This window comes from Roseovarius salincola (genome assembly GCF_026891095.1).
Lineage (GTDB): Bacteria > Pseudomonadota > Alphaproteobacteria > Rhodobacterales > Rhodobacteraceae > Roseovarius > Roseovarius salincola.
This window is the reverse complement of the sequence record NZ_JAPTNL010000001.1, coordinates 481,962-506,661: the sequence shown is the minus strand read 5'-3', so window position 1 is coordinate 506,661 and position 24,700 is coordinate 481,962. Positions and strand designations below refer to the sequence as shown.

23 protein-coding genes are annotated in these 24,700 nt (G+C 65.3%); 11 read left to right on the top strand and 12 right to left on the bottom strand.

Annotated features, from left to right (window positions below; genetic code table 11):
- The first annotated feature begins 101 nt into the window (after positions 1–101).
- Positions 102–809: a PAS domain-containing protein gene (locus N5A93_RS02480; protein ID WP_268953459.1), complete on the top strand. Its 708-nt coding sequence runs from the start codon at positions 102–104 to the stop codon at positions 807–809.
- On the opposite strand, the gene N5A93_RS02475 is transcribed toward N5A93_RS02480, so the two are convergent.
- Together N5A93_RS02475 and N5A93_RS02470 are read right to left on the bottom strand one after the other, a co-directional pair.
- Positions 810–1,445, bottom strand: coding sequence for a sulfotransferase family protein (locus N5A93_RS02475; RefSeq protein ID WP_268953458.1), 636 nt, complete (start codon positions 1,443–1,445; stop codon positions 810–812).
- 269 nt (positions 1,446–1,714) lie between these two features.
- Complete coding sequence (locus tag N5A93_RS02470) at positions 1,715–3,088, bottom strand: class II 3-deoxy-7-phosphoheptulonate synthase (RefSeq protein WP_268953457.1); 1,374 nt, start codon at positions 3,086–3,088, stop codon at positions 1,715–1,717.
- A gap of 172 nt (positions 3,089–3,260) precedes the next feature.
- On the opposite strand from N5A93_RS02470, the gene N5A93_RS02465 reads away from it, so the two are divergent.
- Complete coding sequence (locus N5A93_RS02465; protein ID WP_268953508.1) at positions 3,261–4,265, top strand: GlxA family transcriptional regulator; 1,005 nt, start codon at positions 3,261–3,263, stop codon at positions 4,263–4,265.
- 104 nt (positions 4,266–4,369) lie between these two features.
- Here N5A93_RS02465 and N5A93_RS02460 read toward each other — a convergent pair whose 3' ends face one another.
- Positions 4,370–5,458: a PQQ-dependent sugar dehydrogenase gene (locus tag N5A93_RS02460; protein WP_268953456.1), complete on the bottom strand. Its 1,089-nt coding sequence runs from the start codon at positions 5,456–5,458 to the stop codon at positions 4,370–4,372.
- Positions 5,459–5,632: 174 nt separating this feature from the next.
- Between N5A93_RS02460 and N5A93_RS02455 the strand changes: the two genes are divergently transcribed.
- The 5 genes from N5A93_RS02455 (at position 5,633) to N5A93_RS02435 (ending at position 10,939) form a co-directional block, all read left to right on the top strand.
- Positions 5,633–6,823 carry an ABC transporter substrate-binding protein gene (locus N5A93_RS02455; RefSeq protein ID WP_268953455.1) on the top strand — a complete coding sequence of 397 codons (1,191 nt, stop codon included), beginning with the start codon at positions 5,633–5,635 and terminating at the stop codon, positions 6,821–6,823.
- Between the two features lie 120 nt (positions 6,824–6,943).
- Entirely contained in the window at positions 6,944–7,726 is a 783-nt protein-coding gene (locus tag N5A93_RS02450) for an ABC transporter ATP-binding protein (RefSeq protein ID WP_268953454.1), read from the top strand.
- A 111-nt stretch (positions 7,727–7,837) separates the two neighbouring features.
- Positions 7,838–8,554: an ABC transporter ATP-binding protein gene (locus N5A93_RS02445; RefSeq protein WP_268953453.1), complete on the top strand. Its 717-nt coding sequence runs from the start codon at positions 7,838–7,840 to the stop codon at positions 8,552–8,554.
- 73 nt (positions 8,555–8,627) lie between these two features.
- Positions 8,628–9,638 carry a branched-chain amino acid ABC transporter permease gene (locus N5A93_RS02440; RefSeq protein WP_268953507.1) on the top strand — a complete coding sequence of 337 codons (1,011 nt, stop codon included), beginning with the start codon at positions 8,628–8,630 and terminating at the stop codon, positions 9,636–9,638.
- Positions 9,635–10,939, top strand: coding sequence for a branched-chain amino acid ABC transporter permease (locus N5A93_RS02435; RefSeq protein WP_268953452.1), 1,305 nt, complete (start codon positions 9,635–9,637; stop codon positions 10,937–10,939). Before N5A93_RS02440 ends, N5A93_RS02435 begins: the two co-directional genes overlap by 4 nt.
- Before the next feature lie 144 nt (positions 10,940–11,083).
- Here the strand turns inward: N5A93_RS02435 and glnT are convergent, their stop codons facing one another.
- The 5 genes from glnT to N5A93_RS02410 all read right to left on the bottom strand — a co-directional run bounded on the left by glnT (position 11,084) and on the right by N5A93_RS02410 (position 16,259).
- Positions 11,084–12,400, bottom strand: coding sequence for a type III glutamate--ammonia ligase (gene glnT / locus N5A93_RS02430; protein ID WP_268953451.1), 1,317 nt, complete (start codon positions 12,398–12,400; stop codon positions 11,084–11,086).
- Positions 12,401–12,479: 79 nt separating this feature from the next.
- Positions 12,480–13,823 carry an FMN-binding glutamate synthase family protein gene (locus N5A93_RS02425; protein ID WP_268953450.1) on the bottom strand — a complete coding sequence of 448 codons (1,344 nt, stop codon included), beginning with the start codon at positions 13,821–13,823 and terminating at the stop codon, positions 12,480–12,482.
- Between the two features lie 11 nt (positions 13,824–13,834).
- Positions 13,835–14,512 carry a GXGXG domain-containing protein gene (locus N5A93_RS02420; RefSeq protein WP_268953449.1) on the bottom strand — a complete coding sequence of 226 codons (678 nt, stop codon included), beginning with the start codon at positions 14,510–14,512 and terminating at the stop codon, positions 13,835–13,837.
- A gap of 1 nt (position 14,513) precedes the next feature.
- A complete protein-coding gene (locus N5A93_RS02415; protein WP_268953448.1) occupies positions 14,514–15,407 on the bottom strand; it encodes a class II glutamine amidotransferase in 894 nt (297 codons plus the stop codon).
- A gap of 138 nt (positions 15,408–15,545) precedes the next feature.
- Positions 15,546–16,259: a response regulator transcription factor gene (locus tag N5A93_RS02410; protein WP_268953447.1), complete on the bottom strand. Its 714-nt coding sequence runs from the start codon at positions 16,257–16,259 to the stop codon at positions 15,546–15,548.
- Positions 16,260–16,578: 319 nt separating this feature from the next.
- Here N5A93_RS02410 and N5A93_RS02405 point away from each other — a divergent pair, with 319 nt between their 5' ends.
- Positions 16,579–17,295, top strand: coding sequence for a redoxin domain-containing protein (locus tag N5A93_RS02405; protein ID WP_268953446.1), 717 nt, complete (start codon positions 16,579–16,581; stop codon positions 17,293–17,295).
- A gap of 157 nt (positions 17,296–17,452) precedes the next feature.
- Here N5A93_RS02405 and N5A93_RS02400 read toward each other — a convergent pair whose 3' ends face one another.
- Both N5A93_RS02400 and ndk read right to left on the bottom strand, forming a co-directional pair.
- Positions 17,453–18,085, bottom strand: coding sequence for a helix-turn-helix domain-containing protein (locus N5A93_RS02400; RefSeq protein ID WP_268953445.1), 633 nt, complete (start codon positions 18,083–18,085; stop codon positions 17,453–17,455).
- 722 nt (positions 18,086–18,807) lie between these two features.
- Complete coding sequence (ndk, locus tag N5A93_RS02395; RefSeq protein ID WP_085816588.1) at positions 18,808–19,230, bottom strand: nucleoside-diphosphate kinase; 423 nt, start codon at positions 19,228–19,230, stop codon at positions 18,808–18,810.
- Between the two features lie 132 nt (positions 19,231–19,362).
- Between ndk and N5A93_RS02390 the strand changes: the two genes are divergently transcribed.
- The 3 genes from N5A93_RS02390 to N5A93_RS02380 all read left to right on the top strand — a co-directional run bounded on the left by N5A93_RS02390 (position 19,363) and on the right by N5A93_RS02380 (position 22,537).
- Complete coding sequence (locus tag N5A93_RS02390; RefSeq protein WP_268953444.1) at positions 19,363–21,222, top strand: ABC-F family ATP-binding cassette domain-containing protein; 1,860 nt, start codon at positions 19,363–19,365, stop codon at positions 21,220–21,222.
- A 66-nt stretch (positions 21,223–21,288) separates the two neighbouring features.
- Entirely contained in the window at positions 21,289–21,918 is a 630-nt protein-coding gene (locus N5A93_RS02385; protein WP_268953443.1) for a MarC family protein, read from the top strand.
- A gap of 37 nt (positions 21,919–21,955) precedes the next feature.
- Positions 21,956–22,537: a retropepsin-like aspartic protease family protein gene (locus tag N5A93_RS02380; RefSeq protein WP_268953442.1), complete on the top strand. Its 582-nt coding sequence runs from the start codon at positions 21,956–21,958 to the stop codon at positions 22,535–22,537.
- 85 nt (positions 22,538–22,622) lie between these two features.
- On the opposite strand, the gene N5A93_RS02375 is transcribed toward N5A93_RS02380, so the two are convergent.
- Both N5A93_RS02375 and N5A93_RS02370 read right to left on the bottom strand, forming a co-directional pair.
- Positions 22,623–23,081 carry a DNA polymerase III subunit chi gene (locus tag N5A93_RS02375; RefSeq protein ID WP_268953441.1) on the bottom strand — a complete coding sequence of 153 codons (459 nt, stop codon included), beginning with the start codon at positions 23,079–23,081 and terminating at the stop codon, positions 22,623–22,625.
- Between the two features lie 4 nt (positions 23,082–23,085).
- Positions 23,086–24,576, bottom strand: coding sequence for a leucyl aminopeptidase (locus tag N5A93_RS02370; RefSeq protein WP_268953440.1), 1,491 nt, complete (start codon positions 24,574–24,576; stop codon positions 23,086–23,088).
- Positions 24,577–24,700: the final 124 nt, after the last annotated feature.

Sequence of the window (24,700 nt, the reverse complement as noted above, 5' to 3'; positions counted from 1 at the left end):
TGATCGAAATATGCCAAAAGACGTTCACGCAGAGAAGGTGAGTCTTGTGCGGGGGGCGTGATCGCCCCCGGCGGTAATCAGTTCAGACAGGTGTGGTCACGATGCCCGACAGTTTCTTCAGCCAATCCGCCCGCAAGGGCAATATCGTTCATCTGCCCGGCGCCGGCCCCGCGCGCCGCTTGCGCGATCAGGATCTTGCGGCATTTGTCGGCTACTGGGAAACGATGCGCAAAGGCGCGGATGTGCCGCGCCGGGCCGATATCGACCCGCGCGGGATGAGCGCGCTTTTGTCGGAAGCCTTCATCGCCGAGCGGATCGCCCCCGGTCTGGCGCGCCTGCGCATCGCGGGGATGCATCTGAGCGATCTGATGGGAATGGAGGTGCGCGGCATGCCGCTGAGCGCACTGATCGAACCCCGGGACCGCGACCGCCTCGCGCAATTGCTGGTCGATCTTTTCGACGGACCCGCGCGGCTGGAAATCGGGCTGGCCTCGGTCGAAGCCTTCGGGCGCCCGCCGCTGACGGGCCGGTTGGTGATTCTGCCGCTGCGCAGCGATCTTGGCGACATATCGCGCGCGGTGGGCTGTCTGGTCAGCGACGGACCCGCCGGGCGCACGCCGCGCCGTTTCACGATCACCGGCTGCGATGTGGTGCGGATCGGCGATCAGGCCGATGACGGCGCGCAAGCGGCCGCCGCGCCGCTGGGCCTGGATGCCTACCGCGCGGATCAGCAGCTTGATCCGGTGGTGCCCGCGCGGGTGCGCGGCAGCGGCGAGCGCCCCTATCTGCGCCTGATCGAGACCGACTGACTAGCCCGGCTCGCCGCCCAGAGCCTCCCAGAAATCGGCACGCAGGTTGTGATGGGGAAAGGGCTCGTCCGGCGCATCCACCCCGAGGAAGTCGCAAAGCGGCGCCCAGCCTTCGGCAACGTCGAACAGCAGAAGACGTTCGGGCGGCAGCGATTGCCGCACCGCTTTCGTATGGGCGTGGTAGGCCTTGATCGCGGCGTCGCGGTCGCTGAGATTGCCGCCAAAGATCCCCTGCCCGACCATGATGTCCCAGGCCTCCAGCATGTCACGCATATGTGGCGGCAGGTCGAGATCGGCGCGCCGCTGCATCAGCGTGGCGATGGTGCGCTCGAAACTGGCCCACCAGACATCCTCGGGGCGCAGGGTGTGGACGATGCGCGCATGGGGAAAGGCCCGCGCGGTTTCGCGCCAGACATGTGCGCCGGGCCAATCGACCTGCGCGCGGTACCCCGCAAAGACGATGCTCCAATCCACGGTGCCGCCGGTGGCGACGGTCCGCCAATGGGCGACCTGTCCGGGATCGGCGATGATTTCGTGCATGTGGTGGCAGGGTCCGAAACCCAGCCGCTCGAGCGCCGCCTTGAGCGATTTGGTGCCGGTGCGCCCGAAGCCCGAGCCGATGACCTGTAGCGCCATGGCGTGTCCTCCTGCGGGGTGCCAGCCCGCACGCCATGTGGCGGCGGGTGGACAGAGCGTGAGGCCGGGGGCATCGGCCTGTCCAGATGAAACGCCCGGACGCCAGGACCGCTTAGCGGGTGGATCTGGGGTATCTTGTTTGATTTGAGTGGGCTACGCCGCGATATTCACGCACCAGATCAGGCGCGAAAGACGCGCGGCGCAGCGGCGGGGCCGCGCTTGGCGGCCCTTTCAGGCCGCCGCGCGCCCCTGCGCGCCTTGTGCAGCTATCAGGCCGATTGCGCCTGTTGCTGGCGGCTTTCGCGCAGGCTCGAGAGTTCCTCGGCCACGAGGAAGGCCAGTTCCAGCGACTGGCTGGCATTGAGGCGCGGATCGCAAGCGGTGTGATAACGCGCCGAGAGGTTCTCGTCGCCAAGCGCGCGCATTCCGCCGGTGCATTCGGTCACGTCCTGGCCGGTCATCTCGAAATGCACGCCGCCGGGGATGGTGCCCTCGGCGCGGTGAACGGCGAAGAATTCCTGCACCTCGCGCAGGATCGCATCGAAGGGCCGTGTCTTGTAGCCGGTCGAGGACTTGATCACGTTGCCATGCATCGGATCGCAGACCCAGACCACATTGGCGCCCTCGGATTCCACCGTGCGGATCAGGCGCGGCAGGTGATCGCCCACCTTGCCTGCCCCGAAACGCGCGATCAGCGTCAGCCGCCCGGCCTCGTTTTCGGGGTTGAGCCGCGCCATCAGGCGCTTGAGGTCGTCGGGCTCCATCGAGGGGCCGCATTTGAGGCCGATCGGATTGAGCACGCCGCGGGCGTATTCCACATGCGCGCCGTCGGGCTGGCGGGTGCGGTCGCCGATCCAGATCATGTGGCCCGAGCCCGCCAGCCATTTGCCGGAGGTCGAATCGAGCCGCGTCAGGGCCTCTTCGTATTCCAGCAGCAGGGCTTCGTGGCTGGTGTAGAATTCCACCGTGCCCAGTTCGTGCTGGGTCTCGGCCGTCATCCCGGCGGCGGCCATGAAATCCAGCGTATCCTGGATGCGATTGGCCATTTCGCGGTATTTCGCGGCCTTTTCGTCATCGGTGAACCCCAGCGTCCAGGCATGAACGCGGTGCACATCCGCGAAACCGCCCGTTGAAAATGCGCGCAGCAGGTTCAGCGTGGCCGCGGCCTGAGTATAGGCCTGCAACATGCGGCCGGGGTCGGGAATACGGGCCTCGGGGGTGAAGGCGAGTTCATTGATGATGTCGCCACGGTAGCTGGGCAGTTCCACACCGTCGATCACCTCGGTCGGGGCGCTGCGGGGCTTGGCGAACTGGCCGGCGATGCGGCCCACCTTGAGCACCGGCACCTTGGCGCCATAGGTCAGCACCATGGCCATTTGCAGCATGACCTTGAACGTGTCGCGGATCGCGTCGGCCGAGAACTGATCGAAGGCCTCGGCGCAATCGCCGCCCTGCAGCAGGAAGGCCTCGCCACGCGACGCGGCGCCCAGATGCTGCCTGAGCCGGCGGGCCTCGCCGGCGAACACCAGCGGCGGATATTGCGACAGGCGGCTTTCGACCTCGGCCAGGGCCGCGGGGTCGGTGTAATCGGGCATCTGGACGCGCGGCTTGGCGCGCCAGTCTGATTTGTGCCACTCGCTCATGGTGTTTCTCCGCTTGCAGGCTTTCGCAGCCATTCCTATACAAAACCACCGGTCTGGATACCATATATGATTTGTGCCTCTTGACGCAAAACCACGGGTCTGCGTTTTGTCGAAGATGATCTCGCGGCGGGCGCCCTCAGCCCGCGCCGCACTGGCAAGGAGCCCCAGCATGATGCAGGCAGGACCACAAACCGTTCCCGTCGACGCCCCGAAGGCCCCGCGCCGGTTCGTGTTCGTTCTGCTTGAAAATTTCACGCTGCTCAGTTTCGCGGCCGCCGTGGACAGTCTGAGGATCGCCAACCGCATGTCGGGCCAGGAGCTTTATGCCTGGAAGCTGGCCTGCGAGTCGGCGGATGCGCGGGTGAGCTGTTCGGCGGGTGCGGTGTTCGAGACCGATATCGGCCTCGATGAGCTGGGCCGCGACGACACGATCGTGATCTGTGGCGGTGCGGATGTGCAGCATGCGACCACCAAGCGGATGCTGAGCTGGCTGCGCCGCGAGGCGCGGCGCGGGCTCAAGATCGCGGGGCTGTGCACCGCCGCCTATGTGATGGCGCGCGCGGGCCTTCTGGAGGGCAAGCGCGCCACCACCCATTGGGAAAATCACGACAGTTTCACCGAGGAGTTCGACGAGGTCGAGCTGACCAAATCGGTTTTCGTGGTGGATGGGAACCGGATGACCACGGCCGGGGGCACCTCGTCGATCGACCTGTTCCTCAAGCTGATCGCCGACGAGCATGGCGAGAAGCTGGCCAATGCGGTGGCCGATCAGCTGATCTATTCCTCGATCCGCACCGATCAGGACACGCAGCGCCTGTCAGTGCCCACACGGATCGGCGTGCGCCATCCCAAGCTGAGCCAGGTGATCCAGATGATGGAGGCCAATATCGAGGAACCCATCAGCCCCTCGATCCTGGCGAATGAAGTGGGCATGTCGACCCGCCAGCTGGAACGGCTGTTTCGCCGCTATCTCAACCGCAGCCCCAAGCGCTATTACATGGAGCTGCGCCTGCAAAAGGCGCGCAACCTGTTGATGCAGACCGACATGACGGTGATCAACGTCGCGCTGGCCTGCGGTTTCGCGAGCCCGTCGCATTTTTCGAAATGCTACCGCGCGCATTACAACACCACGCCCTATCGCGAGCGTGGTGCGCAATCGGCGCGCCTGTCGGTCTGAGGGCTGTCGGTCTGAGCGGATGAGAGGGGGCGCTGCCCCCGCCGCGCCAGAGGCGCGACTCCCCCGGAGTATTGCGGGAACAGTGAAAGGCGCGGATCGGCGGCTTAGCCGGGGGTCATGCGGTAAAGCGCGCCCTGCCCGACCGAGAGGAACCAGATCGCGCCGTCGGGACCTTGGCGGATGTCGCGCACGCGCGCCGTTTCGGGGGTGCTGATTGTCTGGACTTCGCGCAGCGGGTCGCCCGAGAGCCGCGCGATATGGTCGGATTTCAGGCTGCCGATCAGGAAATCGCCCTGCCAGTCGGGGAACAGCGCGCCGGTATAGATCGTCATGCCCGAGGGCGCGATCGAGGGGTCCCAATAGAAGGCGGGCTGTTTCATGCCCGGTTTCGATGTGCCCTCGCCGATCCTGGCGCCGGAATAATGCGTGCCGTAGGAGATCACCGGCCAGCCGTAATTTGCGCCTTTCTCGATCAGGTTCACCTCGTCGCCGCCGCGCGCGCCATGTTCGACCACCCAGAGCCGCCCTTGCGCATCGAGCGCCGCGCCCTGAGGGTTGCGATGGCCGTAGGACCAGATGCCGGGCTGCGCATCGGCGCGCCCCTGGAAGGGGTTGTCGGCGGGGGGTGTGCCGTCGCGCGCGATGCGGATGACCGAGCCGTTCTGGCGTGAAAGATCCTGCGCGGAGGGGCGGTCGCCGCGCTCGCCGATGGTGACGAAGAGATGCCCGTCAGGGGCCTCGACGAGGCGCGCGCCGAAGTGGCGCCCGCCCGCGCTGCCCGGTTCCATTTCCCAGATCACCTGCCAGCCGCTCAGGGCGCGCCCGTCATCCGAAAGCGTGGCGCGCGCCACCGCCGTGCCCGCGCCCGAACCCTGCGGTTTGGCGTAGGTGAAGAAGAGTGCGCGGGTTTCGGGGAAATCGCGCGGCACCAGCACATCGAGCAGACCGCCCTGCCCCGTGACCGCGATCTGGCCAAGGCCGGCGATTTCGTGGCGCGCGCCATCGTCAAGCCGCCAGAGCCGACCGCCGCGTTCGGTGACGAGGATGCTGTCATCGGGCAGAAAGCCGATGGCCCAGGGGGCGTCGAACCCGTCGGCGACGGGAGCGATCGACAGGCCGGTTTGCGCGGATGCACCCTGAGGCGGCGCAAGAAGGCCAAGGGCGAGAAGGCAGGCAGCGGCGTGACGGATCATCGTGGCTCCTTGTCAGGTGGCGAGGCCCGGTTGCGGGCGATATTCATTGATGTTGGGGCGCGTTGCCCTTGGGTCAATGGTATCATGAGCCATCTTGCGTGCTAATCCTCTTGCTTTTCGCCGTGGGCGGGATACGGTCCGGACCGGACCGAAATTCTGACTGGGAGATGGAGAATGAAGAAACTTCTGATGGCGACCGCCACCGCCGCATTGGGTGTGGGCGCAACTGCCGCAAGCGCGGAAGATGTCACGCTGGGCATCATCCTGGGCTTTACCGGCCCGATCGAATCCCTCACCCCGCATATGGCGGGCGGTGCGGAGCTGGCGATCGGCGAGGTCAGCGAAAGCGGCAAGCTGCTGGATGGCATGACTGTGACGCAGGAACGCGCCGATTCGACCTGTATCGACGCGGGCGCCGCGAGCGCCGCCGCCGAGCGTCTGATCACCTCGGTCGGGATCAAGGGCATCATGGGCGCGGATTGCTCGGGTGTGACCGGCGCGGTTCTCGCGAATGTCGCGGTGCCCAACGGCATGGTGATGATCTCGCCCTCGGCGACCTCGCCGGCGCTGTCGGATGCCGCCGATGAGGGGCTGTTCTTCCGCACCGCGCCGTCGGATGCGCGCCAGGGCGAGGTTCTGGCCAATGTGCTGGTGGATCGCGGGATCGGATCGGTCGCGGTGACCTACACGAACAACGATTACGGCAAGGGGCTGGCCGACAGCTTCAGCGCGGCCTTCAAGGCCGCGGGCGGCGAGGTGACGACCACCGCCGCGCATGAGGACGGCAAGGCCGATTATTCGGCCGAGGTCGGCGCATTGGCGGCGGCGGGTGGCGATGCGCTGGTCGTGGCGGGCTATGTCGATCAGGGCGGTCCGGGCGTCATCCGCGCCGCGCTTGATGCCGGTGCGTTTGACATGTTCGTGCTGCCCGACGGGATGATCGGCAGCGCGCTCGAGGACACGTTCGGCGCCGAGATCGACGGCTCGGTCGGCACCGTTCCGGGCACCGAAAGCGAAGGCGCCGACAGGATGCTGGAAATGGCCACGGCGGCGGGCATCGACGGCACCAGCCCCTATGTGGGCGAAAGCTATGACGCGGCGGCGCTGATCCTGCTGGCGATGCAGGCGGCCGGATCGGTCGAGCCGGGCGATTACAAGGGCAAGATCATGGAGGTCGCCAACGCGCCCGGCGAGCGGATATTCCCCGGTGAGCTGGCCAAGGGGCTGGAGATCCTCGCGGGGGGCGGCGATATCGACTATGTCGGCGCCACCGATGTCGAGCTGATCGGCGGCGGCGAAAGTGCGGGCTCCTACCGCGAGATCGTGATCGAGGGCGGCAAGCTGACCACTGCCGGTTATCGCTGATCGCGCCGTCATGGCATGAAAAAGAGCGGCCCGGGGATGGACTCCCCGGGCTGTTTCAATAAAAGGCCTCCGCGGTATCGGCGCGGCGGGGTGCGCTGCCGGGAGGGGAACGGAGACGCGATGATCAGGGTCGACAACCTGCACAAGCATTTCGGCGGATTTCACGCGGTGGACGGCGCGAGCCTGTCCGTGCGCGAGGGCACGATCACCGGTTTGATCGGCCCCAATGGCGCCGGAAAAACCACGCTTTTCAATGTGATCGCGGGTGTTCTTAAACCAACGTCCGGGCGCGTCAGCATGGCGGGCGAGGATATCACCGGGCTGGCGCCGCATGATCTGTTCGCCAAGGGGCTGTTGCGCACCTTCCAGATCGCGCATGAGTTTTCCTCGATGAGTTGCCGCGAGAACCTGATGATGGTGCCCGGCGGGCAATCGGGCGAGCGGCTGTGGAATACATGGTTCGGGCGCAGGCGCATCGCCGAGGAGGAGCGCGCGCTCAGGGCCAAGGCCGACGAGGTGCTGGAATTCCTGACCATCGCGCATCTGGCCGATCAGCGCGCCGGGGAAATCTCGGGCGGGCAGAAGAAGCTGCTGGAGCTCGGGCGCACCATGATAGTGGATGCGCGCATCGTCTTTCTGGACGAGGTCGGCGCGGGGGTGAACCGCACCTTGCTCAATACCATTGCCGACGCGATCCTCCAGCTCAACCGGGAGCGGGGCTATACGTTCGTGGTGATCGAGCATGACATGGATTTCATCGGGCGGATCTGCGACCCGGTCATCTGCATGGCCGAGGGCAAGGTGCTGGCCGAGGGCAGCCTTGATGAGATCAAGGCCAATGAGCAGGTGATCGAGGCCTATCTGGGCACCGGGCTCAAGAACCGCGACATGGTGGGCGCATGAGGCGGGCATCGCGCTTGCAGGCGGGTTTCGCCCGTTCCGGGCGACCGGCTGGGGGCGCTGCCCCCAGACCCCCGGGATATTTGAGAACAGAAGAAGACGGGAGCCATGGGCATGGCTGAGGCATTCCTGATCGGTGAGGCGATGACCGGCGGCTACGGGAAATCGGGGCCGGATATCCTGCAGGATTGCACGGTGGCGGTGGAACCGGGCGAGATCGCGGTGATCGTCGGCCCCAATGGCGCGGGCAAGTCCACGGCGATGAAGGCGGTTTTCGGGATGTTGAACCTGCGCCGCGGCGCGGTGCGGCTGGATGGTGAGGATATCACCGCGCTGAGTCCGCAGGAGCGGGTGCGCAAGGGCATGGGCTTCGTGCCCCAGAACCAGAATATCTTTACCTCGATGACGGTCGAGGAGAATCTCGAGATGGGGGCCTTCATCCGCGAGGATGATATCAGCGAGACCATGGAACAGGTTTACGAGCTGTTCCCCATCCTGCGTGAAAAGCGCCGCCAGGCGGCGGGCGAGTTGAGCGGCGGGCAGCGTCAGCAGGTGGCGGTGGGGCGCGCGCTGATGACCAGGCCCAAGGTGCTGATGCTGGACGAGCCGACAGCCGGGGTCAGCCCGATCGTCATGGATGAATTGTTCGACCGGATCATCGAGATCGCGCGCACCGGCCTGCCTGTGCTGATGGTCGAGCAGAACGCCCGCCAGGCGCTGGCGATCGCCGACAAGGGTTATGTGCTGGTGCAGGGGCGAAATGCCCATACCGGTACCGGCAAGGACCTGCTGGCGGACCCCGAGGTGCGGCGCAGTTTCCTGGGAGGATGAGGCGGATGAGAACCCATGAGCGAAGCGCGCCGCGCTGCGCCTGCCGGGCGGACCTGGAGGGAGAGGACGCATGATGGATTTGCTCCATGCCTTCGTTGCGCTGTCGAATTTCGTGCTGGTGCCGGCGATCGCCTATGGCAGCCAGCTGGCGCTTGGCGCGCTGGGGGTGACCCTGATCTACGGGATCCTGCGGTTCTCCAATTTCGCCCATGGCGACACCATGGCCTTCGGCACGATGGTGACGGTGCTGGCGACATGGGGGCTGCAGGCGATGGGGGTCTCGCTGGGGCCGCTGCCGACGGCATTGCTGGCCTTGCCGGTGGGGATCCTGGGCTGCATGGCGCTGGTGCTGGTGACGGACCGGGCGGTCTATCGTTTCTACCGCGCGCAGAAGGCGAAGCCGGTGATCCTGGTGATCGTGTCGATCGGCGTCATGTTCATCATGAACGGGCTTGTGCGTTTCATCATCGGCCCCGGCGATCAGCGTTTCGCCGATGGCGAGCGCTTCATCGTCTCGGCGCCCGGCTTCAAGGAGATGACCGGCCTCGATGAGGGGCTGGCGATCAGGACCACGCAGGGAATCACGGTGATCACGGCGGTGATCGTGGTGGCCGTGCTCTTTTGGTTCCTCAACCGCACCCGCAGCGGCAAATCCATGCGCGCCTATTCCGATAATGAGGACCTGGCGCTGTTGTCGGGGATCAACCCGGACCGGGTGGTGATGATCACCTGGCTGATCGTCGCGGTGCTGGCGACCGTCGCCGGGGTGCTTTACGGGCTCGACAAGAGCTTCAAGCCCTTCACCTATTTCCAGTTGCTTCTGCCGGTCTTCGCCAGCGCCATCGTCGGGGGTCTGGGCAATCCGCTGGGCGCCATCGCGGGCGGGTTCATCATCGCCTTCAGCGAGGTGACGATCACCTATGCCTGGAAGAAGGTTCTGGGCCATGCCCTGCCCGAGAGCCTTGCGCCCGACGGGCTGGTGCAGCTTCTGAGCACCGATTACAAATTCGCGGTCAGCTTCGTGATCCTGCTGATCGTCCTGTTGTTCCGCCCGACGGGCCTGTTCCGGGGGAAAGCGGTATGAGCGAGACGATGAGGAATACCGCCCTGTTCGCGCTGGTCGCGGGGCTGATCGTGGTCACCGGCATCTTCCAGAGCTGGAACACGGCGTTCCTGATCCTCAACATGGGGCTGATTTCGGCGATCATGTCGCTGGGGGTGAACCTGCAATGGGGGTTTGCGGGGCTGTTCAACGTGGGCGTGATGGGCTTCGTGGCGCTTGGCGGGCTGGCAACGGTACTGGTGGCGATGCCGCCGGTGGGCGAGGCCTGGGCGGCGGGCGGCGCGCGCGTGCTGGCGGGGCTGGCGACCGGTGCCGCGCTGCTGGTGGCGACGATCCTCGCGCGGCGCGCGATGCGCCCGGGCCGGGCGCGCGCGCTGGCGACGCTGGTCATCCTGGTCGGCGGCTTCTTCGTCTATCGCGCGGTGCTCGATCCGGGCGTCGAGGCAGTGGAGGCCGTGAACCCGGCGGGCACAGGTTATCTTGGCGGCCTTGGCCTGCCCGTGCTGCTGGCATGGCCGGTGGGCGGCGCGCTGGCGGCGGGCGCGGCCTGGATCATCGGCAAGGCGGCGCTGGGGCTGCGCAGCGATTACCTGGCGATCGCCACGCTGGGCATCGCCGAGATCATCCTGGCGGTGCTCAAGAACGAGGATTGGCTGAGCCGGGGCGTCAAGAACGTGAACGGCATCCCGCGCCCCCTGCCCTATGAGGTCGACCTGCAGAACGATCCGGGCTTTGTCGACACGGTGCAGGGGCTGGGGCTCGATCCGGTCACGGCCTCGTCGCTTTACATCAAGCTCGGTTATGCGGGTCTGTTCGCCGTGGTTCTGGTGGTGATCCTGCTGGCGGCGCAACTGGCGCTCAACAGTCCCTGGGGGCGGATGATGCGCGCGATCCGAGACAACGAAACCGCGGCCGGGGCGATGGGCAAGGACGTGACGCGGCGCCACTTGCAGGTTTTCGTGCTGGGCAGCGCGGTCTGCGGCGTCGCGGGCGCGATGATGACCACGCTTGACGGGCAGCTGGTGCCGACCTCTTACCAGCCGCTGCGCTTCACCTTCCTCATATGGGTGATGGTGATCGTCGGCGGCTCGGGCAACAATTTCGGCGCCGTGCTGGGCGGATTCCTGATCTGGTTCCTCTGGGTCCAGGTCGAGCCGATGGGCTATTGGCTGATGCAGATGATCACCGCGCCGCTCGCCGAGGACAGCGCATTGAAGGCGCACTTGCTGGACAGCGCGGCCCATATGCGGCTGTTCACGATGGGGCTTGTGCTTTTGCTGGTGCTGCGCTTCAGCCCGCGCGGGTTGATCCCTGAAAGATAGGTCGCAACCGGGGGCGCCGCCCCCGGACCCCCGAGGTATTTTTCGCCAGATGAAGGCCTGAGCGCCCCGGCTTCATCTTGCCTGAAATACTCCCGCCGGAGGCCCCGCCCGACAAGGGCGCGACACTCCGGGCGGGGGAGGCGCTCAGATATCGAGCGTGTTTTCCTTCTCCCAGCGGCTGAAATGGGACACGAAGGAATTCCATTCACGGGTCTTCATCTTGATGAAGGCCTGCGAGAATTCCGCGCCCATCGCCGCCTTGAGAACCTTGTCGCGGTCATAGGCGCGGATCGCGTCCAGCATGTTGAGCGGCAGTTTCGGCGCGCCGCGCACCTTGTGGCCATCGGCATACATGTCGATCTCGTAGCGTTTGCCGGGATCGGCCTTTGTGCGCACGCCCTCCAGCCCCGCGGCAAGGGTGACCGCCTGCAGAAGATAGGGGTTGGCGGCGCCATCGGGCAGGCGCAACTCGAAACGCCCCGGCCCCGGCACGCGCACCATATGGGTGCGGTTGTTGGAGGTCCATGTCACCGTGTTGGGCGCCCATGTGGCCCCCGAACTGGTGCGCGGCGCGTTGATGCGCTTGTAGCTGTTGACGGTCGGGTTGGTGATCGCCGCCATCGCGGTGGCGTGTTTCATGATCCCGCCAAGAAAATTGCGCCCCTTTTCGGACAGGCCCAGCTCCATGCTGTCATCGGCGAAGACATTGACCTTCGAATCCGCTCCCGGCGCATCCCAGACCGAGATATGCAGATGCGCGCCATTGCCGGTCAGACCCTCGATCGGCTTGGGCATGAAGGTGGCGCGAAAGCCGTGTTTCTCGGCGATCGACTTGGTCATGAACTTGAAGAAGGAATGCCGGTCGGCGGTGACCAGCACATCGTCGAATTCCCAGTTCATCTCGAACTGGCCATTGGCGTCCTCGTGATCGTTCTGATACGGACCCCAGCCCAGCTCCAGCATGTAGTCGCAGATCTCGCGCACCACGTCATAGCGGCGCATCACCGCCTGCTGGTCGTAGCAGGGCTTTTCCGCCGTGTCGAAAGGGTCGCTCAGCGCGCTGCCATCCGGGGTCAGCAGGAAATATTCGGCCTCGACCCCGGTCTTGACATGCAGCCCCTCACCGGCGGCCTCCGCGATCAGGCGGCGCAGCACGTTGCGCGGGGCCTGGGCGACATCCTCGCCCTCCATCATCGGGTTGGCGGCGACCCAGGCCACCTCGGGCTTCCAGGGCAGCTGGATCACGCTCTGGGGATCGGGCACCGCCAGCATGTCGGGATGCGCCGGGGTCATGTCGAGCCAGGTCGCGAAACCGGCGAAACCCGCGCCATCCGCCTGCATGTCGGCAATCGCCTGCGCGGGCACCAGCTTGGCGCGCTGCCCCCCGAAGAGGTCGGTGAACGAGATCATGAAATACTTGACGCCGCGCTCGGCGGCATAGGCGGCCAGATCTGTCGTCATGGTCGTTTTTTCCTTTTCCCTGTTGGCACTCAAGGGGGCGGTTGCTCCGCCCCCCTTTTTTCATTCATTCATGCGCCGGTCAGAAGCCCGTTCCCGGCTTGCCCGGCCACCAGCTCGTGCCCGCCAGCGGCACCTGCGCCATCGCCGCGGCCTCGAGCGTCAGCGCGACCAGATCCTCGGGTTCCAGATGCTGCACATGGTTCTTGCCACAGGCCCGCGCCAGCGTCTGCGCCTCGAGCGTCATCACCTTGAGGTAGTTGCGCAGGCGCCGCCCCGCCTCGACGGGGTCAAGGCGCGCGGAAAGCTCCGGGTCCTGGGTGCTGATCCCGGCGGGATCGCGCCCCTCGTGCCAGTCGTCATAGGCGCCCGCGGTGGTGCCGAGCTTGCGGTATTCCTCCTCGAAACGCGGGTCGTTGTCGCCCATCGCCACCATCGCCGCCGTGCCGATGCTGACCGCGTCCGCGCCAAGCGCCAGCGCCTTGGCCACATCCGCGCCGGTGCGGATGCCGCCCGAGACGATCAGCTGCACCTCGCGGTGCATGTTCTGATCCTGCAGCGCGCGCACGGCGTCGTGGATACAGGCCAGCGTCGGCTGGCCCACATGTTCGATGAACACGTCCTGCGTCGCCGCCGTGCCGCCCTGCATTCCGTCCAGAACGACCACATCCGCCCCCGCCTTGACCGCCAGCGTGGTATCGAAATAGGGCCGCGCGCCGCCGACCTTGACGTAGATCGGCTTTTCCCAGTTGGTGATCTCGCGCAGCTCCAGGATCTTGATCTCCAGATCGTCCGGTCCGGTCCAGTCGGGATGGCGGCAGGCGCTGCGCTGGTCGATCCCCTTGGGCAGATCGCGCATCTCGGCCACCCGGTCCGAGATTTTCTGCCCCAGCAACATGCCCCCGCCGCCGGGCTTGGCGCCCTGCCCCACGACGACCTCGATCGCATCGGCCTTGCGCAGGTCCACCGGGTTCATGCCATAGCGCGAGGGAAGGTACTGATAGACCAGCGTCTTTGACTGGCCACGCTCCTCGGGGGTCATGCCCCCGTCGCCTGTGGTGGTCGATGTGCCCGCCGCGCTGGCGCCACGGCCCAGGGCCTCCTTGGCCTGCGCGCTCAGCGCGCCGAAACTCATGCCCGCGATGGTGATCGGGATGTCCAGCTCGACCGGCTTCTTGGCATGGCGCGTGCCCAGCACGACATTGGTGTCGCAACGTTCGCGATAGCCCTCCAGCGGATAGCGGCTCATCGAGGCGCCCAGGAACAGCAGATCATCGAAATGCGGCACCCGCCGCTTGGCGCCGCCACCCCGGATATCGTAGATGCCGGTCGCTGCCGCGCGGCGGATCTCGGCATTCACCTCGGGCGAGAAGGTCGCCGACTGAAGCGGCATGGTGCGCGGCGCGTGTTTGTCGTCCTGGGCCATGTCTGGTTTCCTCAATAGGCGTTGTCGATGTCGAAATTATAGAGCTTGCGCGCCGAACCATAGCGCCTGAACTCTTCCGGGCGCGCGTCGATTTCCGCCCGCTCCAGCAGATCGCGCAGGGTTTCCAGATGCTCGGGGCGCATCTCCTTTTCCTCGCAATCCGCGCCCAGGCTCTTTACCTCGCCGCGCACGAACAGCCGCGCCTCGTAGATCGAATCCCCCAGCGCGTCACCCGCATCCCCGCAGACCACCAGGTTGCCCTTCTGCGCCATGAAGGCCGACATGTGCCCCACATTGCCCGCCACCACGATATCGATCCCCTTCATCGAGATCCCGCAGCGCGAGCTGGCATTGCCCTTGATCACCAAGAGCCCGCCATGCCCGGTCGCCCCGGCATACTGGCTGGCATCGCCATCCACGACCACCGTGCCGCTCATCATGTTCTCGGCCACACCCGGCCCGGCGCTGCCCTTGATGCGCACCGTGGCCTGCTGGTTCATCCCGGCGCAGTAATAGCCCGTCGAGCCCCGCACCGTCACATCGAGCGGCGCATCGAGCCCCACCGCGATCGCGTGGCTGCCGCGCGGATTGACCACCTCCCAGGCGGTCTCGTTGGTCTGCGGGGTCTGCGCCTGAAGGGTCTCGTTCAGGGCGCGCAGGCCGTTGGCTTCCAGATCGAATGTCTGCATGTCAGTGCTTCCAGAAATAGACGGTTGCGGGTTCGGGCTCCCAGACGCGGGCATCCTCGATCCCCGGCAGGTTGACCAGCGCGCGGTATTCGCTGCCGAAGGCGACATATTGATCGGTTTCGGCCATCACGGCGGGCTTGCAGGCGATCGGGTCGCGCACCACGCCGAACCCGTCCTTGGTGCCGACAACGAAGGTGTAGAACCCGTCCAGATCCTCCAGCCCCGATTCCAGCGCCTCGCCCAGGCTGTGCCCCTCCTGCATCTTCCAGGTCAGATAGGCGGCGGCGACCTCGGTGTCGTTCTCGGTCTCCACCGTTACGCCCTCGCGCGCCAGCTTGCGGCGCAGCGAATTGTGATTGCTGAGCGAGCCGTTATGCACAAGGCACTGATCCATCCCCGTCGAAAAGGGATGCGCGCCCAATGTCGTGACGGCGGATTCGGTCGCCATGCGGGTGTGGCCAATGCCGTGGCTGCCGGTCAGATGCGGAATGTCAAAGCGCCTGGCCACATCGCCGGGCAGACCCACTTCCTTGTATATTTCGATCGCCTCTCCGGCGCTCATCACCCGTGCCTCGGGGCAAAGCGTTTTCAGCGCGTCGCGCGCCTCGGCCACCTTGTCGGCGGGCAGCTCGATCACCGCATGGGTATCCTTGACCCGCAACGTCACATCCGCGCCAAGCGCATCCGACATGGACGCTTCCAGCCCCTCGAACCGGGCCGGATCGTCGGCCTGCACCGTCAGCTTGGCGAACCCCGGATGGGCACCGGGATAAACGGCGATCCCCGCGCTGTCGGGGCCGCGATCCGACATGGTGATCAGCATATCCGTCAGCAGCTCACCCAGGCGCGGCTCCAGCGCCTTGTCCTTCAAAAACAGTCCGACGATTCCGCACATCGACGCCTCCATGATCCTGTCACGGAAAAACTAGCGCCGAGTCGTGGCGATTTCAATATAAAGAATGTAATATTCCTGCGAGGAAACACTGCGATGCGAAAAACCGCTCAAAATTTCAGCAGACCCGCCCCGGCGACGTCATTCGTCCGCCGTCAGCATATAGCCAACGCCGCGCGCGGTCTTGAGCCTGCGCAGGCCGCTGCCATCGGGAAACAGTTTCTGGCGCAGGCGGCTGATCAGGCCGTCGATCGCCCGGTCATTGGCCGCCCAGTCCGGCCCGCGCACCTTTTGCATGATCTGCCCGCGCGAAAAGACGTGGTTGGGCAAGGATGACAGAACCGCCAACACATCGAATTCCAGTGTCGTCAGGTCGATCAACTCACCGTTTTCGCGCTTTACGTTGCGCGACCCGCCATAGATCCGCAAACCGTGGGTGACATGGCAGGCGACGTGATCCACCGGCGTGATCTCGCTGCGCAAGCGGCTGTAACCCCGCGTCCGGCGCATCACCGCATTCACCCGCGCGCGCAATTCGCGCATGCGAAACGGTTTGACCACGTAATCATCTGCGCCCATTTCCAGCCCCAGCACGACATCCACCTCCTCGCTCTTGCAGGCCATCAGGATGATTCCCGAATCCGATTCGCTGCGCAGTTCCCTGACCAGTTCCACACCATCTCCGTCGGGCAATCGCGCGTCGATCAGGAACACGTCGATATTGCGCTGCGCGACAATACGCGAAAAGGCGTCTATGGTCTCACATGCCAGCGAGGAATAGCCCTCGTCCGACAGTCCATCGACGATCTGCCGTCTCAGGTTTTCTTCGGACTCCAGAACCAGTGCAATGGTCATCGGCAGGGTCCTCCCTCAGCATTGGTGGATTCATGTTCCACCGCTGTTCCCCCAGGCTCGCGGATAAAACGGCAATGGCGGACCTGCCCGCAATGCGGGCATCACGCCTACGCTACCGGTCGGAAAATCACTGATTAAGAAGGTCGGTCACGGTTATCGAACCTGCGGGCCTGTGGCCGCTTTGTTCCCGATAAACTCTTTAGACACATCCTATTGGAACAAAGTTCAATCTGATTTGCAAGTTTTTGAACAAACCCGCCAACACCCTGCCCCTTTTCCCGCCTAGCGGTAGGGAACCACTCAGAAAGCGAGGCACGAAATGGCATTTCAGTTCCTTAACCAGAAAAGCGCCGATGAAAAGGTCGTGAATATCCCCGCCGCTTGCCAACGGACCGTGAAATGGCTGCCACAGATCGGCGACATCTTTCCCGACTTCACTGTCAACTCGACACATGGCGAGATTCGTTTCTGGGATTGGGCGCCCGGCAACTGGGTTCACCTCTTCAGCCACCCGGCGGCCTTCACCCCGGTCTGCACCACGGAACTGGCGTCCATCGCCGCCTATCAGCAGGCCTGGGACGACAACGGGATCAAGCATCTTGCCCTGACCGGATCCACGCTCGAAGAGCAGGAGAAGTGGCACGAGGAGATCGAGGAATTTTTCGATGTCTCGCTCGAATATCCCGGCGCATATGACCCCGACCTGACGCTCAGCAGGAATTTCGGCATGCTCCATCACAAGGAATCGCAGGATTGGCCCATCCGCAAAAGCTTCATCCTCGATCCGGCGATGCGTGTGCAGATGATCTCTGAATATCCGCTGTTCGTGGGGCGCAATATCGACGAATTGCTGCGCGTGACGCGCGCGCTGCAACTGCGCGCTCAGACCGGCGCGGCGACCCCGGCCGATTGGTATTGGGGCGATGTGGCGATCATCTCCGACAATCGCACCGAAGCCGATGTCATCCGCCAGTTCAAGGCACGCTCGTCACAGCTCATGCCCTATCTGCGCGTGGTCGATCCCACCGCCACCTGATCCCCATTCCCGCCGGCGGCACCCTCCGCCTTCATCTGCCGCCCGGACCAAGCCTCTGGTTCGGGCGGCCGGTCCGGCGGGTCAAGGTCGTTGCGTCAACCCCCAAGACCGCAACGACCCACAGACGGGCGCGGCCCCCTCGCGGGGCCGCCCCGTCTCAGCTTCCGCGCTGCGGGTATGAGATCACCGAAAGATACCGGATCGGCAGCCGGATCAACTCATCCGGCCCATGCGGCGCGTCGGCATCGAAAAACAGGCTGTCGCCGGGACGCAGGTGAAAGCTCTGATCGCCGTGGCGATAGCCAACCTCACCCTCCAGGATATACAGCAGTTCGACCCCGTCATGCTGAAACGTCGGGAAAATATCCGATTCCTCGCTCAGCGTGATCAGGTAGGGCTCGACGACCACACCCGAGTTATTGGCGCCCAGATGTCCCAGCAGGTTGTATTGATGTCCTGCCCGCGTGCCCGCGCGCTCGATCTCCAGCGCCTCGCCCGCCTTCACATGCACCGCCTCGCGCCGCTCCTCGAAGCGGCGGAAAAAGGCGGTGACCGGCACGCTCAGCGCCGCCGACAGCGCCTGAAGCGTCGTCAGCGAAGGCGAGGTCACGCCGTTCTCGATCTTCGAAAGCATCCCCACCGAAAGCCCCGTGACCTCTGCCAGGTCCGCCACGGTCATGTTGCGCGCGCGGCGCAGCTCGCGCACCTCGCGCCCGATCGCGGTTTCCAGGTTCTTCTCCCGCGCTTCCCGGACCTTGTGGGGGTCTTGCCTGAGTTTCGAATTCTCCATCCCGTCTCCTGAAATCGCCGCCCCGCTGGCGAGTGATCACGATGGAAAATCCCGGCCCGGAATGCAAGTCTGCCGGCCGTTTTGCGGGGTTTGTACAAACCCTGGCGCGCAAGGCCCGGTTCTGGTACGAAACCGGGGGTAAGAATGTGCAAATCGTACCGAATTATCCGATTGCGACAGGCTTTCTTGCGGGGTGTCTCAAATGAGCGGCAAAGCGGCGCTATCCGCGTCTAAGAGCATTGCCAGTCATCATTGCGCAGATCACCGCCCGTGCCTGTCAGACCCTCTCATTTCGCCTTTCACGCCCCTGCTGCACGCATTGCAACGGCAACACAAGGCATTGAAAAAAAGGCGTTAATTTCCGCTTCGTGGCATAATCGCCATAGCGCGAAATCAACCCGCCGGCGCGCCACATTCGCGCCACATTTCAACTTGATCCTGAACGGATAACAAAAGGCGCCAGCCGGGCGCCACCCGGCTGGTCTGCCTGATAAAATCGGAGCAGACAAATGGCATACAGCACCCCCCCCTTCGCCCAAAACCCCCACAGGCACGGCCAAACCCCAACCCATCTCCAGCGCCCCCAGACCAGAGGCGCAGACCGTTCCGTCGCGGGTTTTCAACGACTTTGCCAGCATCTAATGCGTTGATCAGAAACAAAAAAGACCGCACCTGACGTCAGGCGCGGCCCTTACGTTTTCCGCTTGCCCGGCTGGTTTCGATCAGCCGACCAGCTCGAGACCCGAGAAGAAATAGGCGATCTCGGCAGCCGCCGTCTCGGGCGCGTCCGATCCGTGAACCGAGTTTTCGCCGACCGATTCCGCGAATTCAGCCCGCACCGTCCCCGGCGCCGCATCGGCCGGATTGGTCGCGCCCATCACTTCGCGGTTCTTCGCGATCGCGCCTTCGCCTTCCAGCACCTGCACCACAACCGGCTCAGACGCCATGAACGCGCACAATTCGTCATAGAACGGACGTTCCTTGTGGACTTCGTAGAAGACGCCGGCCTGCTCCTTGGTCAGCTTGATGCGCTTTTGCGCGACGATGCGCAGGCCCGCATCCTCGAACTTGGCGTTGATCTTGCCGGTCAGGTTACGCTTGGTCGCGTCGGGTTTGATAATGCTCAGCGTGCGTTCCACAGCCATGTCAGCCTCTTTCCTTTGAATCCGGCGCAAGCCCCCTGCCCGCGCCCTCAATATCGCGGCTCCGATAGCATGGGGTCAGAGCTTTGAAAAGCTGCGATTGACGCCTGCCCGCGAATGCGGCACACCCCGGCCATGCTGCGTCTTGAAGATATATCATATGCGGTCGCGGGCCGTCCGCTGATCGAACATGCCACCGCCAACATCCCCGATGGCCACAAGGTCGGCATTGTCGGTCGCAATGGCACCGGCAAGACCACTCTGTTCCGCCTGATCCGGGGCGAACTGGCGCTGGAAGGTGGCGAAATCAGCCTGCCCTCGCGCGCCCGCATCGGCGGCGTCGCCCAGGAAGTGCCCGGCAACGAGGTCTCGCTGATCGACACGGTCCTGGCCGCCGATACCGAGCGCGCGGCCCTCATGGCCGAGTCCGAAACCTCCGGCGACGGCGACCGCATCGCCGAGATCCAGACCCGCCTCGCCGATATCGACGCCTGGTCCGCCGAGGCCCGCGCCGCCAGCATTCTCAAGGGCCTGGGCTTTACCGATGCCGAGCAGGCCCAGCCCTGCAGCGCCTTTTCCGGCGGCTGGCGGATGCGCGTCGCCCTTGCGGCCGTGCTGTTCTCCGCGCCGGACCTCTTGCTGCTCGACGAGCCGACGAACTATCTCGACCTCGAAGGCGCGCTCTGGCTTGAAACATATCTTGCGCGCTATCCCCACACCGTGCTGGTGATCAGTCACGACCGGGGGCTGCTGAACCGTGCGGTCGGCGCGATCCTGCATCTCGAGGACCGCAAGCTGACGCTTTATCAGGGCGGCTATGACCGCTTTGCCGAAACCCGCGCCGCCCGCCTTGCCGCCGCCCAGTCCGAAGCCAAGAAACAGGAGGCCCGCCGCGCTCATCTGCAATCCTATGTGGATCGCTTCCGCTACAAGGCCGACAAGGCCAAGCAGGCCCAGGCCCGCATCAAGGCGCTGGCGCGGATGCAGCCCATCACCCAGCCCCAGGAAGCCGCGCTGCGCCGCTTCACCTTTCCCGAGCCCGAGGCTCTCTCGCCACCGATCCTGCGCCTTGAAGGGGTATCGGTGGGCTATGACGACAAGGTGGTGCTGCGCGATCTTGAATTGCGCATCGACCAGGATGACAGGATCGCCCTTCTGGGGCGCAATGGCGAAGGAAAATCCACCCTATCCAAGCTCTTGTCGGCCCGGCTTGATCCGATGGAAGGGCGCATCCACACCGCGTCCAAGCTGCGCACCGGCTATTTCGCACAGCACCAGGTCGACGAGCTGCATGTCGATGAAACGCCGATCGATCATATCCGCCGCCTGCGCCCCGGCGAAGCCCCCGGCAAGCTGCGCGCGCGCCTTGGCGGCTTCGGTATCGGCGCCGAACAGGCCGAAACCACCGTCGGCCGTCTCTCGGGTGGTCAAAAGGCGCGCCTGTCGCTGATGCTCGCCACGCTCGACGCGCCGCATATGCTGATCCTTGACGAGCCGACCAACCATCTCGACATCGAATCCCGCGAGGCCCTTGTCGAGGCGCTGACCGCCTATACCGGCGCGGTGATCCTTGTCAGCCACGACATGCACCTTCTCAGCCTCGTGGCCGACCGGCTCTGGCTGGTCAAGGACGGGCATGTCGCGCCCTATGACGGCGATCTGGAGAGTTACCGCAAGATGCTGCTCCAGGGCGAAAGCCCCTCGAAATCCGCGCCCAAACCGGCGGCCAAGCCCACCCCCGCCAAAGCCCCACGCCAATCGCGCGATGCCATCCTCGCCCTGCGCGCCGACCTGCGCAAATGCGAGGAACGCGTCGAGAAGCTCAGCGGGATGCGTGACCGCATCGCCGCCAAGCTCGCCGACCCTTCGATCTACAACGACGCGATCGGCGCAGGCGAATGGCAGAAGAAATACGCCGAAGTGATCGACGGGCTCGCACGCGCCGAAAGCCTCTGGATGACGGCGCTCGAGCGGCTCGAAAAGGCCGGCGGCTGAGGCGCGCGCCCTTGCGCGCGGGCCATCCGCCGCCTAAGCCTTGAAATATCCCAACCCGGACCCGCCATGGACAGCGCCTTTCTCATCACCGCCTTCGTCACGCTTTTCGTGATCATCGACCCGATCGGCATGACGCCGCTTTTCGTGGCGCTGACGCAGGGGATGGACAGTGCGCGCCGCCGCAGCATCGCGCTGCGCGCCTGCATCACGGCGGCCCTCATTCTGATCGCCTTCGCCGCCTTCGGCGAGGCGGTGCTGGGCTTTGTCGGCATCTCCATGCCCGCCTTCCGCATCGCGGGCGGCATCCTGCTGTTCCTCACCGCGCTCGACATGCTCTTCGAGCGGCGCAGCAAGCGGCGCAAATCCCAGGCCGACGAGGCCGAGGAAGAAGACGACAACGACGACCCCTCTATCTTCCCGCTGGCAATTCCGCTGATCGCGGGGCCGGGCTCGGTCACCTCGGTGATCCTCCTGGCGGGCCAGAGCCCGGGCATCGAAGGGCTGGCGCTGGTGACCGGCGTCATGCTCTCGGTGGTCGCGATGGTGCTGGTACTCTTCCTCTTCGCCGGTCTTCTGGAACGCGCGCTGGGGCGGGTCGGTATCAACGTGGTGACGCGGCTTCTGGGGATGCTGCTGGCGGCGCTGGCGGTGCAGTTCGTTCTCGACGGGCTGCGCGGCTTCGGACTGGCGGCGTGATCTTTCCAATCGCGCGCCGCGCGCCTATATGATCGGCATGGAAAATACCGAATATGCCCGCCTGATCTATCTCGTGCTGCTGGGCGGCGCGGTGCTGATGTGGTTCTTCGCCCAGAACCGCGCCTCGATGGGCAAGCTCACCCAACAGGCGCTGGTCTGGGGGCTGATCTTCGTCGGGGTCATCGCCGCTGTCGGCCTCTGGGGCGACATCCGCCAGACCGTGCGCCCCAGCCAGACCGTGCTGGCGCAGGATCAGCGGATCGAACTGCCGCGCGCACCGGATGGCCATTACTACCTGACGGCCGAAGTGAACGGCACCCCGATCCGCTTCGTCGTCGATACCGGCGCGAGCCAGATCGTCCTGACGCTTGCCGATGCACGCGCCGCCGGGATCGATACCGACGGGCTCGCCTATCTCGGGCGCGCCAATACCGCCAACGGTACGGTGCGCACGGCCCCGGTGCGCCTTGACCGCCTCAGCGTCGGCCCGATCGAAGATCACGATATGCGCGCCGTCGTGAACGAAGGCAGCATGTCGCAATCCCTGCTGGGGATGGAATACCTGCAACGCTATTCCAGCGTCGAAATCGGCGGGGGCAAGCTGGTGCTCACCCGCTGATCGCCCCTGCCCCTTCTTCTGTTTGAAAATATCCCGGGGAGCGCGAGGGGCTGGCCCCTCGCATGGCGCGCGAAAACGCGGGCGCTCAGGCTTCGGCGCGCATCTCCCAGCGACCCGAATCCTCGGACCAGTACTGCGCCTTGCAGCCCGCCCCGGTCAGGGCCTTCCACTGGCCGCGTGCCGCATCCAGCGCGGCGGTGTCATTGCCGTCGAACAGGATGCAGACCCGCTCCAGCGCCTGCACCTCCTCCGGCGCCACCTCGGCGCCGTCCACCGCCATCAGGCAGACCGCACCATTGGGCATGGCCCTTTGCGTGGTCAGAAGCACCGGCTGCTCGGCCTCATGCGCGCGCCCGGCAAGACCATGCGCCAGGAACCCGTCCTCAGGGACAAGCCACAGCTTCTCATCGAGCCACTCCATCCGCGCGTCATCCCGGCCGCGCACCGCCACGCGCCAGCCAACCTGCTGCGCCTTTGTCAGCAACATGGGCAGCGTTGCCTCCAGCGGGCGGCGCGTCAGGTGGTAGAAAAAGGCCGCGCCCATCCGCTCAGCCTTGCTCGAACATGTCCGCCACCAGCCGGTCCAGCGCCATCACGCCCCAACCCGACGCCCCCTTGGGTGCATGGGGGGCATCCGTTTTCAGCAGTGTCACCCCGGCGATGTCGAGGTGGATCCAGGGCACCTCGTCACGCACGAAACGTTTCAGGAACTGCGCCGCCGTGATCGACCCGGCCGCACGCCCGCCGACATTCTTCATGTCGGCGATGTCGGATTTCAGCAGGTCGTCATAGGCCTTTGCCAGCGGCATCCGCCAGGCGCCCTCGCCCTCGGTCTCGGCCGCCTTGAGGAACGCATCGCAAAGCGCGTCGTCATTGGAAAAGACGCCCGCCTTCTCGTTCCCGAGCGCGATGATCATCGCGCCCGTCAGCGTGGCCAGATCGACGATCCCCGCCGGGTTGAACCGCTCCTGCGCGTACCAGAGCACATCCGCCAGCACCATCCGCCCCTCGGCATCGGTATTGATCACCTCGATCGTGTCGCCCTTCATCGAGGTCACCACGTCACCCGGCCGCGTGGCGCGATCCGAGGGCATATTCTCGACCAGCCCGACCAGCCCGACCACATTGGCGCGCGCCTTGCGCAAAGCCAGCGCGCGCATCGTGCCGCACACCACGCCCGCGCCGCCCATGTCCATGGTCATGTCCTCCATGCCCGCCGCGGGCTTGAGGCTGATGCCGCCGGTGTCGAACACCACCCCCTTGCCCACCAGCGCCAGCGGGGCCTGCCCCTTGGCGCCGCCCTTCCATTCCATCACGGCCAGTTTTGAGGGGCTGGCGCTGCCATGGCCCACCGACAGGAGCGCGCCCATCCCCAGTTCCGACATGTCGGACTCTTCAAGGATGGTGATCTTGAGACCGAGATTCTCCATCGCGCTGATCCGGTCGGCGAATTCAGTGGTGGTCAGGTGATTGGCCGGCTCCGAGATGAGATCACGGGTAAAGAAAACGCCCTCGGCAATCGCCGCCTTGGGCGCGAAGGCTTCCTGCGCCTCGGCGGGCTTGGACACCATCATCGTGACGGTGATGTCGTCGCGTTGTTCCTTTGGGTCGTCCGGCCGCTTGTGCGCGCCAAAGCGATAGCTGCGCAGAGCAAGGCCGAGCGCTAGTTCGGCAGGCCGCCTGAGCGACCCGGCAAGCACCAGAATCGCCCCGCCGCCCGCCGCCGCGGCCTTTGCCAGCGCCACGCCGCCCCTGCGGGCGGTTTCGGTACTTGCATTGCGCTCAAGGCACAGCACGTCGATCGCCTCGGCCTCCATGCCCGCAGGCCATGCCAGCGTGCGCAGCTCGCCCTGCGCGACCTTTCCCCAGGAATCGCTTTCGACAAGGCGCTTGAGCGCCCCCTTGCACAGCCGGTTCACCCGGCGCGCGCCGCTGTCCAGCTTGCCGTCAGGCGTGACGATGACCGCCACGCGGCCCGCCGACCCGCCGATGCGCTCGATATCGGTCTCCTCGAAATTCACCGCAACGGGTGTGGTCATCATCCTGCTCCTCGTCTGTCATCCTGTCCGCGCCGGGCGCGACCTGCCTGAGTCCTAGCGCGCAGATACCCGGATGACCAGTTAGCAGTTTTCCCCCGCCATCAATTCCGATAAGTTGCCTCAA

Excerpts from the sequence above, each read along its gene's own strand:
- N5A93_RS02480 (WP_268953459.1), top strand. The coding sequence starts at position 102 with ATGCCCGACAGTTTCTTCAGCCAATCCGCCCGCAAGGGCAATATCGTT.
- N5A93_RS02475 (WP_268953458.1), bottom strand. The coding sequence starts at position 1,445 with ATGGCGCTACAGGTCATCGGCTCGGGCTTCGGGCGCACCGGCACCAAA.
- N5A93_RS02470 (WP_268953457.1), bottom strand. The coding sequence starts at position 3,088 with ATGAGCGAGTGGCACAAATCAGACTGGCGCGCCAAGCCGCGCGTCCAG.
- N5A93_RS02465 (WP_268953508.1), top strand. The coding sequence starts at position 3,261 with ATGCAGGCAGGACCACAAACCGTTCCCGTCGACGCCCCGAAGGCCCCG.
- N5A93_RS02460 (WP_268953456.1), bottom strand. The coding sequence starts at position 5,458 with ATGATCCGTCACGCCGCTGCCTGCCTTCTCGCCCTTGGCCTTCTTGCG.
- N5A93_RS02455 (WP_268953455.1), top strand. The coding sequence starts at position 5,633 with ATGAAGAAACTTCTGATGGCGACCGCCACCGCCGCATTGGGTGTGGGC.
- N5A93_RS02450 (WP_268953454.1), top strand. The coding sequence starts at position 6,944 with ATGATCAGGGTCGACAACCTGCACAAGCATTTCGGCGGATTTCACGCG.
- N5A93_RS02445 (WP_268953453.1), top strand. The coding sequence starts at position 7,838 with ATGGCTGAGGCATTCCTGATCGGTGAGGCGATGACCGGCGGCTACGGG.
- N5A93_RS02440 (WP_268953507.1), top strand. The coding sequence starts at position 8,628 with ATGGATTTGCTCCATGCCTTCGTTGCGCTGTCGAATTTCGTGCTGGTG.
- N5A93_RS02435 (WP_268953452.1), top strand. The coding sequence starts at position 9,635 with ATGAGCGAGACGATGAGGAATACCGCCCTGTTCGCGCTGGTCGCGGGG.
- glnT (WP_268953451.1), bottom strand. The coding sequence starts at position 12,400 with ATGACGACAGATCTGGCCGCCTATGCCGCCGAGCGCGGCGTCAAGTAT.
- N5A93_RS02425 (WP_268953450.1), bottom strand. The coding sequence starts at position 13,823 with ATGGCCCAGGACGACAAACACGCGCCGCGCACCATGCCGCTTCAGTCG.
- N5A93_RS02420 (WP_268953449.1), bottom strand. The coding sequence starts at position 14,512 with ATGCAGACATTCGATCTGGAAGCCAACGGCCTGCGCGCCCTGAACGAG.
- N5A93_RS02415 (WP_268953448.1), bottom strand. The coding sequence starts at position 15,407 with ATGTGCGGAATCGTCGGACTGTTTTTGAAGGACAAGGCGCTGGAGCCG.
- N5A93_RS02410 (WP_268953447.1), bottom strand. The coding sequence starts at position 16,259 with ATGACCATTGCACTGGTTCTGGAGTCCGAAGAAAACCTGAGACGGCAG.
- N5A93_RS02405 (WP_268953446.1), top strand. The coding sequence starts at position 16,579 with ATGGCATTTCAGTTCCTTAACCAGAAAAGCGCCGATGAAAAGGTCGTG.
- N5A93_RS02400 (WP_268953445.1), bottom strand. The coding sequence starts at position 18,085 with ATGGAGAATTCGAAACTCAGGCAAGACCCCCACAAGGTCCGGGAAGCG.
- ndk (WP_085816588.1), bottom strand. The coding sequence starts at position 19,230 with ATGGCTGTGGAACGCACGCTGAGCATTATCAAACCCGACGCGACCAAG.
- N5A93_RS02390 (WP_268953444.1), top strand. The coding sequence starts at position 19,363 with ATGCTGCGTCTTGAAGATATATCATATGCGGTCGCGGGCCGTCCGCTG.
- N5A93_RS02385 (WP_268953443.1), top strand. The coding sequence starts at position 21,289 with ATGGACAGCGCCTTTCTCATCACCGCCTTCGTCACGCTTTTCGTGATC.
- N5A93_RS02380 (WP_268953442.1), top strand. The coding sequence starts at position 21,956 with ATGGAAAATACCGAATATGCCCGCCTGATCTATCTCGTGCTGCTGGGC.
- N5A93_RS02375 (WP_268953441.1), bottom strand. The coding sequence starts at position 23,081 with ATGGGCGCGGCCTTTTTCTACCACCTGACGCGCCGCCCGCTGGAGGCA.
- N5A93_RS02370 (WP_268953440.1), bottom strand. The coding sequence starts at position 24,576 with ATGACCACACCCGTTGCGGTGAATTTCGAGGAGACCGATATCGAGCGC.